The organism is Agaribacterium sp. ZY112 (genome assembly GCF_041346925.1).
Taxonomy (GTDB): domain Bacteria; phylum Pseudomonadota; class Gammaproteobacteria; order Pseudomonadales; family Cellvibrionaceae; genus Agaribacterium.
The window spans coordinates 2,209,612-2,223,032 of sequence record NZ_CP166840.1 but is presented as its reverse complement, the minus strand read 5'-3'; the positions used below and the strand labels follow the sequence as shown (position 1 = coordinate 2,223,032).

Below are 13,421 nucleotides of genomic sequence, written 5' to 3'. Positions count from 1 at the left end.
ATACATCGCAGGGAAAGTAAGCCAACCTCAATAAAAAATGCCCCTCTAGATAGAAGCAAAGGCATAAACCTAAAGGTAAAAACCTGTGCAAAATACAGTCAAATACTCGTTACTTGTTGGCGCGCTCGCACTTAGCGCTTGCGGCGGCTCATCAACATCAAGCTCTCCAGATGATACAGGGGCAGGCCCAAGCAACAGCCCAAAACCAAGTTCAAGCCCAGAGCCCAACCCAGAGTCGAGCGCTCTACCTAGCTCCGTACCTAGCCCTATACCATCAACCATACCTTCGGGGCGGCCAAGCCCTCAACCCAGCCCTACGTCTTCTGTTCCACCGCTAATCACTAACTACACCATTAACGTTGAAGCTGAATTATTTGCTCTGGTCGGCGGTGATTTTGATGATGGTAACGATGAGCCTATTGGTACCTACAGCACCGGCGATCAAGGTGCTATTAATTATGTTAATACAGGCGATTACGCTGAATATGAACTGTACAACAACCATGAAGCGGAGTTTACCGCCAGCTTCAACGTGGGCACCAATGCTGATGAGAACACCGGCATTGAATTACTGATTGAAAACAACGGCAGCTGGAATAGCCTTGGGCAGCTTGGACCAATTAACGCGTCAGGTTGGGATAACTTCCAAGCACATGAATTAACAAATGGCTTTGATTTGCCTGCAGGAGATATACGCCTGCGCGTGTTAGCCATCGGCAGCTCTGAATGGCAATGGAATTTAGAGTCCTTTAGCCTGTCTACCGAGCTAAAGCCAAGCGTACTGGGTATTGAATTTGAAGATCTTAGCTTTGCAAATTGCGTCAATCGCCATGTTGCCGTCCATCAATATACCGATATTACGCAAATTACGGCGCTAACTTGCAACAACGAAAACATAGTATCTCTGGCTGGCATTGAAGCACTAAGCAATTTGCAAGAGCTAAGCCTCGACAGTAATAAACTCGAAGATATTTCTTTAACAAGCAATCCTCACCTCACGGCTCTGGTCATCAGTGATAATCAACTTAGCCGAGATAGCCTTAATTACTTAAACGATTTAGGGCAGCTTAGCTACCTAGAGAGTGATGCCTGGCTTGTTGTAACAAATAGTGATAGTGGAGCGTCTATCAGACCTAATCGCTCTGGTGCTGCAGACAATGAAAGCATTCAATTTCAGCTAGAGCTTGAGAGTGGCTATGTCATTGACTCGATCAGCGGCTGTAATGGCAGCTTAGAAAACCTCACCTATCGCACCGCACCCTTAAGTGCTGATTGCAATATTAACCTTACAACAAGCATTGATCCTGCCACGCTCTATAGTGGCCATATCCGGGATGCCGATACTAACGAGCCTCTTGCGGGCGTTGCAATCAAGTTACTCGATGACGCACTAAGTACAACAAGCGATGCTGCAGGTTTTTTTGAACTACGATCATCAAGTACAAATAGCCAAGGCTTCATTGCGGAGCACCCCGATTATATGTTTAAAGAAATCGATGCTCTAGCACCTTCAGATAACCATGAACTTAACCTACGCAGGCGAGTAAAAAGTGCCGCAACTCTGCGCTGGGAAGGCTACATAAGCAATAACAGCCCAACTTTGGACTACACAAATCAGAGCGAATGGACTGTTAGCTTCAGCCAACAAGCTCTCACCGGCGATTTAGCCGCCGATAGAGACGTGACACGCCGAGACCCAAGTGCTGTTATCTATGTTGATGGGCTGTATTACACTTGGTACAGCCACTGCGTAGGCGATGTCGTCGGTTTTGATAGCGGCGACCCAGAAGGCAAGGTATTCCCTTGGGATAAATGTGATTTGTATTACTCAAGCTCGGCTGATGGCTATCACTGGCAAGAGCAAGGGCCTGCGATTGAACGCGGGCCGGCTGGTAGCTATGACGATCGATCAATCTTCACCCCCGAAATTCTGTATCATGAAGACCGCTTTTATTTGGTCTATCAAGCAGTTAAAGCCCCCTACGTACGACGAGTGAAAAATACCGTGGGTATGTCTTGGGCCACCTCACCTCATGGGCCTTGGACAAAACTCGATGAGCCTATTTTAAAAGCCACCAATAACGGTGAATGGTTAGGCGATGAAGACAATCGCTTTAATGTCGTCACCAAAGGCGACTTTGACAGCCATAAAGTACACGACCCGACGTTGCTGTACTTTAATGGTAAATTCCACCTATATTACAAAGGCGAGCGCATGGGGGAAGAGCAGTACTTTGGTCAACGTGAGATCAAATGGGGGGTCGCAATCAGTGATGATCCACTTGGACCTTATGTAAAATCGACTAGCAATCCAATCACTAATACGGGTCATGAACTTGTAATTTGGAAATACGATGAAGGCATTGCTTTAATCAACACCTTAGACGGCCCAGAACGAGGTACGATTCAGTTTGCCGAAGACGGGCTTAATTTTGAAATCATGTCCACGGCCAATAATTTACCTCACGCCCAAGGCCTATATCGCTCGCCGGTAAGTGACACAGATCCAACTGCAGGTGTTAGTTGGGGGCTCTCCCATGTTCTTGTATGGGACAAACCCGGCGGCTGGATGTATATCAACCGCTTTGACCTGCAATAAAGAATACATTAGGCGTCAACAAGGCGCCTTTCCCATCCCCTTAGCGACACCAAAAACCACATAAAGTCACCATTTTGACCCTTCCTTCTACGCACTTTTTGTTACCCTAGCACCCAAACTTAAATATTTGTTTCATTTCGCCAAAACCCATACTTTATCACTACACTTTTCTTGATTTTGTGATAGATTGAGCTAGCGATGAATACCAGCACCGGATTGCCAAAGCCTCTTATTCATATATGGATTTCGAAGGGGCAAAGGGAATTCATCGAGCCGAGTCACTAGAAAGAAGTAACTCTATTGTCACGGTGGGGACTGAGACTAGCTGGTAGTGATGTCATCATAAGTGATAACAAAATCACAGCTTCACAACACCTCTAGTTTTATACAAAAAACAATATGTTAGGACCGCTTATGAGACCGATAACGGCTGCACAGTCGCTGCTTGCTGCTTGCTCATTTCTCTTGCCCCTAGGATTGCAGGCTCAGACCGAGACTGAAATCAACCTAAACGTTGAACACAACGTAGGTGGGCACTCGGAATTTGACCGCAAGAAATATCTAACTTTACACTCGACTGCAACTGAAAATGAATGGGCTGGTGATGAAGACAAACTAGCTTATGTAATTGACGAATTAGACGTCTATTTTGGCCGTGATAATGGGTCACTAGGCTGGTATATGAACCAAGCCGAGCAAGATCCAGAGCGCCCAGGTTATGCTGACCCTACTTGGGTTGCCAACTACGGCGCTTATGTTCGTCAAACTCAGTACGGTGTCGAAAAAGAGTGGGCGCACGCCTACGATGATAAAGCCGGCGTTATGATTGGCGGTCAGGTACACACCTTCTGGCCTGGTCACGTCACCAACCCTTGTTGCGGTGGAGAAGGCTGGGAAATCGGCGGAGCCGATGCCATGGGTGATTTCATGGGCCAGTACATCAACCAATTTTACCGCAACGACGGAGAGCCGGTTACCAAAGGTCATCCACGTCCTAAATATTTAGAAGTACTTAACGAACCTCTATATGAATTAGTAACCACAGGTGATGTGGAGCCTATCGAGGTTTACCAATTCCATAATGATGTCGCCGCAGGCGTTCGCAAAGTAAATAGCGATGTCATGATTGGTGGTTATACAACCGCCTTCCCTATCTTTGAAGAGCGTGATTTCCAACGCTGGGAAGAGCGTATGAAGTTGTTCATTGATACCAGTGGCGATCATATGGACTTCTTCTCTATTCACCTTTACGACTTCAACTCGCACTGGAGTGCAGAAGAGAATGGCTATGTCGGCCCTCTTAACTTCAAAGGCGGCCGTATTGAAGCCACTTTGGATATGATGGAGCAATACAGCCAAATCGCTCTTGGCGAAGTAAAACCTTATATCATTTCTGAGTACGGTGGTCGTGACCACAACTTAGAGCAGCAAGATTGGTCTCCTTACCGCGACTGGCACATCATGAAAGCGTTTAGCCCAATGATGATGCAATTTATGGCGCGCCCTGACCAAATGCTAAAAACCATTCCATTTATGGTCACCAAAGGCGAATGGGGTCGTGAAGACGGAAAGCCCTATCCTTGGCGCTTATTACGCCAGGCCAATGAAGCCTCTGGTGAAAGCGGTGAAGAGTGGGTATTTACTGATCTAGTTAAATTCTACGAGCTTTGGTCAGATGTTAACGGTACCCGCGTAGATTCACGTACCACTAACCCCGACGTCATGATCGACACCTATGTTGATGGCGATACCGTTTATGTGATCTTAGCCAACTTAGCTAACAACCAAGAACAAGTATTGTTGAATATGTTTGGCGCTGACACAGCCGCTGTCCAAGGCGTCACCGTTAAGCAGCTATTTCTGAATGGCGATGCTCCAGAACTAAGTGTTTCTGAGCTTAATACCGCTCCTGACTCGATTACCCTTGCTCCTGAAGCAACAGCCATCTTGGCTTATAGCTTTGACAGTTCACTACAAGTGAATGAGCAAGTAAGCGAACAGAAATACTACGCATCAACTTATTACGCTCCAATTCTGGCAAACCAAGCCACCAGTTTTACCATTACTGGCGTAAGTACTTCTGACTTCGGCGAAGCGGTTATTCGTATCGGCCTTGGCCGCGACCATGGCGCCTCACTGCAGCCTGTTGTAACTGTAAACGGTCAAGAAGTCGACGTACCTACTCAGTTTGCTGGTGACGACCAAGCTAAGCGCGATCGTTTCTTTGGCTTGATTGAAGTACCTGTAGCGATGTCCGCACTTAAAGCGAGTAACACCATTACGGTTACCTTCCCTGATGCCGGAGGCCACATCAGCTCCGTCACCATGGAAGCGAAGCAGTTCAGCAGCGATATTCGTGAGAAAAACGCCCCTGTTAGCGGTGTAAAAATCAGCCCTAGTAGCCAAATTCTAGCCATTGGTGATAGCTTACAAGTAACGGCTTCGGTATTGCCTTTCTTTGCTCAAAACCAAGCGCTTACTTACAGCTCAAGTGATGAAAGCATTGCAACCGTCGATCAGAATGGCCATGTGCAAACCTTAGCCGCAGGCCAAGTCAATATTGTTGCCACGTCCGAAGAAGGCTCATTTACTGCTGCTGCAACACTCACCGTAGAAGAACCTGTGACTGGCTCACTGAGCATTGATGATGCAAGCATCTATACCAGCACCGAGTACGTCTCCGGCGAGAGCATGGAAGTCAGCACCCTCTTTGAAGCGGGTACCGGCGAAACAGTAAGCGGTACTTATGGTGGCGTTCAATATTATTTGCGTGAAATGACAGCAAGCTGGGCCGTAGTTAAAGACGTTATTGCTTATGACGGCAGCGTCATTGGTCAACAACGCGGTACATCAACTGTAAGTATTCCTTTGGCAGGCGTTACACCTACAGCTGATTTACCAGAAGGCAACTTCTACTTCTTATACGCAAAAATGAACTCGACCGACGGCAATGACTATGCCATTGGTGGTGTTTCGCCAATTATTATTCTGGCAGGTGAAGACGAAGTTGTTGCTGCGGAACTGTCTTTTGACAACCCATCAAAGTACAGCAGCACAGACTACTATGTAGGCGGAGCCTTAAACATCACTGCTCAATTTGAAGCTGGCACCGACTTAACCGTAAACCCTTATAACGACGGTGTACGTTTTATCTTGCGCCACTTAAGAGCCGATTATTCACTTGTGTCCGATGTTGCTATCGCAGCTGACGTCACCAGTGTTGACCAGCAAAATGGCACTGCGCGTGTTAGCCTCAACCTATCCGGCCTTACCCCAAGCACCGAATTGCCTGAAGGTGAGTTCTACTTTATTCATGGTGAGTTTTACACAAGCGGTGGCACCCCGGTATACGCAGGCGGCATTCCCTACATCTCAATAGTAGATCCAGAGGGGCCTATTCCAGCTTCAGTCACCCTTGAAGATGCCTCGACTTACAGCAGCACGGAGTACAAATCTGGCGGCGTCATTGAAGCAACTGCAAGCTTTGAAGCGGGAAGCGATCGTAGCGTAAACGCATACAACGACGGTGTTCGTTTTGTCTTGCGCGAGCTAACAACCGGCTGGGCCATGGTTGCCGATATTGCGACAGCAGGTGATGTAAACAGTATTGGCAAACAAAATGGTTTTGCTAGTGCAAGCATAAGCCTTGAAGGTGTTACACCAACCGCTGAATTACCAGAAGAAAACTTCTACTATCTTTATGCAGAATTCTATACCGATGACGGTGTATTGGTTTATTCACAAGGCGTCACTCCTATCAACATTGTTGAAGGCGACGTAGAAGTACCAGTACCAGCCTCGATTGCTTTAGAAAATACGGATACCTACACCAGCACCACTTACTTAACCGATGGCGTACTAACGGTTTCTGCTGCCTACGATGCAGGTACAGGTCATACCATCAATGGATATAACGATGGTGTGCGTTTTGTATTGCGTGAAATCGATGCAGGCTGGACCACCTTTAACGACGTAGCTTGGGCCAGTGATGTAAACAGCATTGGCACCCGTAACGGTATTGCTACTGCTGAAATCCCTCTTGAAGGCTTAGTACCAAGTGCAGATCTACCTGAAGGCAGCTTCTACTATCTGTACGCTGAATTCTACGATGAGCTCGGCACCTTTATGTTTGTTGAACAAGGTGTATTCCCAATCACTATCGAAGACCCTTATGTTCCAGGTTCTTTAGTTTTGGAAAATGAGGCCGATTACAGTCGCACCTTCCTTAACAGCGAAAGCCTTGAACTAAGCGCAAACTTTGAAGCTGGTACTGACGCAACCGTAGACGGAGGAATTCAGTATTACCTTCGTGAAGTGGATGCAGCTTGGAATATCATCAATGATATCAACGTTAGTGATGATACAGCCTCAGGTCAGCAGACCGGTAGCAGTACTGCAACGATCTCACTTGCAGGCCTGACTCCATCAGCGGACCTTCCGGAAGGTCATATGTACTTCCTATTCGCCAGCTTCCTTGCTTCAGATGGCTTAAAGCACACTATTGGTGGAGCCTTCCCAATCATCGAAGCCGATACCGACAATGACGGTATTGGCAATAGCACCGATGAAGATGACGATAACGATGGCGTTGAAGACTCTATCGATGACTTCCCTCTTGATCCAAGTATTGGTGTATTAGGTGACTTCGATTGGGATCAAGACATCGACCGCAAAGACATTCGCGCCTTCTTGCGCTTGTTCCGCAACCCTGCTGACTTGAAGCCAGAATATGACTTTGACGGCAGCGGTAAGGTTACACCAAGAGATGTACGTGCACTTATGAGAATGTGTACTCGCAGAGCTTGTGCAACGCGTGATTGGTCTACCATTGATTGGAAAGAACTAAAGAAAAAGTCTCGCTGGAGACACTAAATACAGCTTAAGCTGATTAGCCACTTCAATACTGAAGTGGCTTTAAAGCCCGAACTTTCTGCTAAACGCGCTGAGCGTCTTAGTAAAAAGCTCGGGTTTTTTTATGCCTATAACTTTCCTTAATACTTTCCCTTCGAGCCCCCTCTTCCCCTGCCCAGCTTTATGGCGCCTATAACAACAAAGAACTTGATAGCATCATTGGCTAAAATCCTTGCCTTAAAATACCGCTATGCGTTTTTTTAGCCGCTTTAACCATCGTCTCTTATTATTAGGTCTGCTTATGTTTGTTGACTCCAGCTTCGCAAATGACCTTAATGGCTGCACCTCATCAAATAAAATATCTAGCCTTGCTCAGACACTTGATACAAGACTCAAACGCATTCAACAAGAGAGTAAACTCGTTGCCGCCAGTGCAGGCTTATTATGTGGCGATACACTCATTGGCATTAGTGCTTATGGCGAGCGAAAAAAAGGCAGCGGCATTGCGGTCAGTACGCAAGACCTATGGCATATAGGCTCTATTACCAAGTCAGTCACAGCTACACTGATCGCTCGTCTAATCGAGCAGGACAAATTACAGTGGCAAACACGCCTGGCTGAGATTTTCCCCAAAGAACAACTTCACCCAGAGGCCGCTCAAATTACCATTGAGCAATTAGCCCAACACCGCTCGGGCCTACCTGCCAATTTTTCATTTACAAGTGTTTTCCGTAAAGCAGGTGAAGGTAAAGAACGCATTGCCGCCAGACGAAAATTGGTACTAGAAACCCTAAAAGCCAAGCCACTTACCCCGCCCGGTAGCACGTTTTTATATTCAAATACCGGTTACAGCACACTTGGAGTTGTTGCAGAAGAGCTCATGGGCCAAACCTGGGAGCAGCAAATTGGCGAACAGGTTATGAGCCCCATCACTATTAATAATTATGGTTTTGGCGCCCCAAAAGACGATACAGGAAAACTAAGCCAGCCTCGTGGCCATAAGTCGATGCTTGGTTTTTACTTTTCGCTCGAAGACTTTGATAACAGCCCATTAATCGGCCCTGCCGGCACTTTGCATATGGATTTAAAAAGCCTACTGTACTACGGCCACGAGCACCTCAAAGGCGAACAGGGCCATAGCCAGCTTTTAAGTGAAGCCAACTTTAAGCAATTACATAAAGCGGAACTAAATAATTATGCGAGTGGCTGGATAGTCGAGCACAACGCCGAATTTTCATCAGGGCGCCAGCTTTGGCACAATGGCTCTAATACTGCTTGGTATGCCTTATTAACAATCGTGCCCGATTACAATGCTGTCATGGCCTTTACCAGCAATGACAGCAATATCGAACTTGCCCAAAAACAGGCCTGGGATCTTTTCTACGCCTTGATTCAAGATATGGATAAGGCAGCTAAAACCGAGCCCTAAGCAGAGTTAAACAAGGGTTTAATTAGGGCCCGTTAAGTGAGAGTTCAACTGGCTTAGAGGCTATTGGACCTACCTTTATTTACGCTCGTATAAGGCTTCTATCGTGCTCGTAGCAAGGGCATTAGCATTAATCATATACCCCACTAACGCGGAAGAAGCGCCTTCTGGCAGCTCTAATTTCTCAACAGAAAGAGCGTGAACGGTAAAACGATAACGGTGAACACCGTGCCCAGGAGGAGGACAGGCGCCGCCAAAAGAAGCCTGACCGTAATCATTGTTTATTTGCAAAGCCCCCTTGGCCAATAAGCCGCTATTTAAGGAACCGGCACCGGCCTTTAGTTCACTCACTGTGGCCGGAATATTAACAAGCTGCCAATGCCACCAACCACTGCCTGTTGGTGCATCTGGATCGTAAGCGGTAATGGCAAAACTCTTGGTTCCTTGTGGTGCGCCAGACCAAGACAACTGCGGTGAAATATCTCCTCCATCACAGCCAAACCCCTTAAACTCTTGAGCCTTAGACATAAAAGCCCCCTCTTTAATATCTGTGCTCGACAATGTTAAAGAAGCCGCCAATGTTGATAGGGAAATAAGCCCCAATAAAGAAATCAAAAGTACACGTGAGCTTGTCGCTAACAATGGTTTCATAAGTCATCCTGCCTTAATAAAAGTGTTTTCATTTAAAGAGACATCATCATAGCGAATCTGCTTTGGCTGTGTGCGCCCTGAAAAGCCAAGGTTTAGCCCTAAGGCGTCACCCTTGTTTTTCTCAGCTCAGACGGCGTTAAAGCAAAGCGCTCTTTAAAACGCTCTGTAAACCGAGAGGCGGATGAATAAGCACAGCGCTCAGCAATTAAACCAATGGCAAGCTCCGTCGTTTGTAATAAATGCAAACCCAAACCCAAGCGCACTTGATCTTTAATGGCTTGCACGCCGCTTCCTTCGGCACTTAAACGCCTACGTAGGGTAGATTCACTCAAAGCAAAATAAGTACAAAGCTCAGCCATACTATATTCTTTTGCAGGCTCCTTTCTAAAGAGTTCGTATATACGATAACTCAGCTTGGCATGCCCCACCGTTTTAAAAACGTCACCAAAACCTAAATGCTGCAATAACAAAAGCAATTCTTTTCTACGAGCAGCCCACAGCTCCTTAGGGGCCCACGTCACGCTTTCAACAAACTGCCTTAAACAAAGCTCAAGTGGTTCTGTAACAAGGCCAGTGCAATGTCGGGCCAAATGATGCTCGCTTAGCGTCGGTGTGCGGCACTGCTCTAAATGAGTAGGCATGGTATTTTCTAATACTGAAAAATCGTGTAATTCAAACTCAATTAATAAAGCTAAATACGGGTCAGCTTTAGGAATATTTCGCATATTGATGGCAGGATGATCAGACAAGAAAATAAACTGCCCAAGCCCACAAAAGAGCTCCCCCTTAGTACCTAATTGCTTTTCACCACCTAAGACCACAATAAGCATCGGTTTTAATACCGGCACATTATGTAACTTTTGCTCTCCTAGAGAACGATAGATAGAAAAAGGCAGCTCAAGTCCGGAAGATTCTGCGTAAGCCTGAGCGAGAGAAACAGAGCCAATAAGAGAATTCATAAGGTAATAAACGCATCAATAACACGCCTAGCAAGACGTGTTATTACTTGAAACAACGAATTAAGAAATAGAAGACAAACAGAAATACATGGCCAATTAACGAATGTTATAGCCTTTGCTATCCATACACGCCGCCATTGCACGGTTAAAGGTATTATTTTGCTCATCCAAAGTAGCTTGCGCCTGCTGAAGAGCCTGCTGCTGACGTGCTTGCTCTTGTTGAGCTTCCTGCTTTTGAGCACCTTTACTTGCCGATGCGGCGCCGGCAACAGCACCCACACTGCCCGCTGTGGTACGATCATTATCGTTCCAACGACCAACAGTTGACCCCACAATCGCACCGCGAGCGGCGCCGCGTAATACAGCCCTGTCATGACTCTTTTCTTGAGCGGGGTTCTTAGCTAAGTTTTCTTGGGCCAGAGCTTGAGCGCTAGGCGCCTTCTTGGGATCAAACCCCGTTTGTGATATCGCCCAAGTAGAACACTCATCGGTTTCTTTCGTCACCTGCTCGGGGCTTTGGCCCTTAGTAGGAAAATAAAAAACCTGCTCTGCACTTACAGTTCCGGCCTGGCTTAAAGTAACGGCAACAAAGAGTGCTTGTAATTTGTTCATTGTATTCCTCTTTTAAAGGCTAAAGCCTGTTCAGTTACAACATAAAAACGCAAGCTTAACGGGGCTTACACACAGGTCAAGAGTTCCATAGATTAAGTCATCAAGCAAATTAAACTAAAGCTGCTCAAGCGTGTAACCCTTGGCTTTTAGGCTGCGCAATAGACCATCTTCACCAACTAAATGCATAGCCCCCACCAAAACAAATTCTGTCGCTTCAGAAGCCATCATCGGTTCAAACTGCTGCATCCAATCTTTATTACGCTCAAGCAAAAGGCTGTCGTAAACATCAGGATAATCACGCTTAAACTCAACAATGAACTCCTTCTCCAATGAGGCCAAATCTCCTGAACGCCAAGCAGCCTTAATATCAGCCAAGATCTGCGGCAAACTCAGGATATCGTTTAAGGTATAAAGCACTAACTCATCTTCTTTACCCTGCCCTAAGGTACTCAACATCGCAATCTGCTGATCAGCCGTCTCAAGTGCTGTCAGCCCCTTTTTATCCTTCACGGCTTGATTATTAATGGTCTGCTCTACCCCCCATTCCGAGGTATAACCAAGCCGAGTTAACTCTATTGAAGCAAGCATAAGCGCAACACCACTGGCAGTAAAAGGAGCAAACTGTTGCATAGCCATGCCTCGACTTACAGCGTACTCATTGAGCTTTTGATAAGTCTCTGGCTTGAGCACTTGTTGCAGCATTTGCCCGTCTTTTGCCATTAGGGCCATACCCAAACGCACTTGGGTCGCAGGATCTTCCAATGCGCTGATATCGGCTTCAAAAACGATGGTATCAGCCGCCTGATAGGCTTGCTCATAAGCCTTAGGTAGAGGATGGTCGCTTTCTTTTAGTACATGTAGCGTGCCACCAAGATAAAAACTATTTTTACCCGAGCTGATTTTCCATACCGAACTAGAGGGGCCTTGCTCAGCATACGCTGACACCACAAAAAAACTCACAGTCAAACACATAAGACCAACAAAGGCCTGCGCTTTAAGCTTTAGTAATAATTGCATTGCTTTCACTTTATTCTCCAGATATCACGTATGTTAGGCACGATTAAATGACATGTCTGATAAGGCTTTTGCCTCTCGATGGGAGACCAATTCCGTCAAGCAGGCCAATTCATAATAATGGTTATTGTTAAACTCAAACTCATGAATAACTTGTAAAGCAACTTTCTTAGTATGAGCCGCAAACGAGCGAGTGTTTACCTTATTGATAAAAGTGACTAAAACAGGGTAACGATTGGCCATTGCTTGCAGAGCAAAATAAAACACGGCTTCAAATACACCTTGACCACGTACTGATTTGTCGACACAGACCGGGCCATATTGATAAGAGTTAACAACATCAAGGCGATAGCCTTCGTACTCTAGTTCCGACAGACCAGCGACCATATGTGCAAACATAGGCCAGCGAGACCAATATAGCCACGATGCAGCCATAACATACGCCACAATGGTTTCGCCTTTTTGAGCCACAAAAAGCCCCTGCTCTTTGTCAATAAGCTCTTTTAATTGCTCTTTGGTAAAAGCCGTAGTGATAAAACCATCTTTGCGATCGTCATCTGCAATGGTATCTATTTGGTAGCGAGCATGCAGCTCAAGAATCAGCTCAATATCTGCACGTTGAGCAAGACGATAAACAACATCCATGAGACTCCCTCTCTAAACATGAACTGAAGACAGATGCACAGCGAGTCTAAACTAACTAACAAACAAGATTAACACTCAAGAATCGACGCTGGCTTCTGCCATACAAACCAGTACGTGGGCACAACACTACCATCTGGCGCATTCCAACACGAGCCTTCCGCATTAACCGCACCCAGCTTTCGATAAAAAGCCTGAGCCTTAAGATTGTTTTGATTCACCAAAAGGCACAACTGCTGCTCTGGGCAATGCTGTAACAAGTAGGCAGCCAACCGCTTTAACAAGGCTTTACCAATTCCCCGCCCCTGTAAACCTGACTTCACGTGTAAGTTATCCAAATACGCTCCCCAACGCTCACTGCCTCGATAAAATAAAGCAGCAAAACCAAGCAGCTCACCGCTCTGCTCAGCAATAAAAACGACTTGATCTTTCACAGGTTTGGCAAAGCGCTGTTGCCATAAGCTTAGGCGCTCCTCTACTGCCTTCTCTGCCAAATATTCAGCCTGAAGTGCATCCTTATAATTCTGCTGCCAACTAAGTGCATGCAAAGCCGCAATTGCTGCGACATCATCTATACCTGCAATGCGGTAATTTATGTCTTTACTACTGTGCATTTTCCCCTCTTGACGATAAGCACCGATGCTTGCCCTTTATGGACAGGAGCTTA

At 46.3% G+C, this 13,421-nt stretch carries 9 protein-coding genes; 3 read left to right on the top strand and 6 right to left on the bottom strand.

Translation table 11 applies throughout. The annotated features are described in order from the left end of the window. Positions 1–85: 85 nt before the first annotated feature. The 3 genes from AB1S55_RS09735 (at position 86) to AB1S55_RS09725 (ending at position 8,879) form a co-directional block, all read left to right on the top strand. The gene (locus AB1S55_RS09735; protein WP_370977828.1) at positions 86–2,599 is read left to right on the top strand and encodes a family 43 glycosylhydrolase; all 2,514 of its coding nucleotides are present in this window, start codon (positions 86–88) and stop codon (positions 2,597–2,599) included. A gap of 414 nt (positions 2,600–3,013) precedes the next feature. Continuing rightward, positions 3,014–7,471 (top strand): Ig-like domain-containing protein, encoded by a 4,458-nt coding sequence (locus AB1S55_RS09730; protein WP_370977827.1) that lies wholly within the window; start codon positions 3,014–3,016, stop codon positions 7,469–7,471. A 280-nt stretch (positions 7,472–7,751) separates the two neighbouring features. Continuing rightward, the gene (locus AB1S55_RS09725; RefSeq protein WP_370977825.1) at positions 7,752–8,879 is read left to right on the top strand and encodes a serine hydrolase domain-containing protein; all 1,128 of its coding nucleotides are present in this window, start codon (positions 7,752–7,754) and stop codon (positions 8,877–8,879) included. Positions 8,880–8,954: 75 nt separating this feature from the next. On the opposite strand, the gene AB1S55_RS09720 is transcribed toward AB1S55_RS09725, so the two are convergent. From AB1S55_RS09720 to AB1S55_RS09695, 6 genes are all read right to left on the bottom strand, one after another. Continuing rightward, a complete protein-coding gene (locus tag AB1S55_RS09720; RefSeq protein ID WP_370977823.1) occupies positions 8,955–9,527 on the bottom strand; it encodes a YbhB/YbcL family Raf kinase inhibitor-like protein in 573 nt (190 codons plus the stop codon). A 98-nt stretch (positions 9,528–9,625) separates the two neighbouring features. Further along, positions 9,626–10,486 carry a helix-turn-helix transcriptional regulator gene (locus AB1S55_RS09715; protein ID WP_370977822.1) on the bottom strand — a complete coding sequence of 287 codons (861 nt, stop codon included), beginning with the start codon at positions 10,484–10,486 and terminating at the stop codon, positions 9,626–9,628. 96 nt (positions 10,487–10,582) lie between these two features. Then, complete coding sequence (locus AB1S55_RS09710; RefSeq protein WP_370977820.1) at positions 10,583–11,098, bottom strand: hypothetical protein; 516 nt, start codon at positions 11,096–11,098, stop codon at positions 10,583–10,585. A 114-nt stretch (positions 11,099–11,212) separates the two neighbouring features. Next, entirely contained in the window at positions 11,213–12,115 is a 903-nt protein-coding gene (locus tag AB1S55_RS09705) for a TraB/GumN family protein (RefSeq protein ID WP_370977818.1), read from the bottom strand. A gap of 33 nt (positions 12,116–12,148) precedes the next feature. Next, the gene (locus tag AB1S55_RS09700) at positions 12,149–12,757 is read right to left on the bottom strand and encodes an N-acetyltransferase family protein (protein ID WP_370977817.1); all 609 of its coding nucleotides are present in this window, start codon (positions 12,755–12,757) and stop codon (positions 12,149–12,151) included. A 68-nt stretch (positions 12,758–12,825) separates the two neighbouring features. Next, positions 12,826–13,368, bottom strand: a complete 543-nt coding sequence (locus AB1S55_RS09695; RefSeq protein WP_370977815.1) for an N-acetyltransferase family protein — start codon at positions 13,366–13,368, stop codon at positions 12,826–12,828. Positions 13,369–13,421 lie beyond the last annotated feature (53 nt).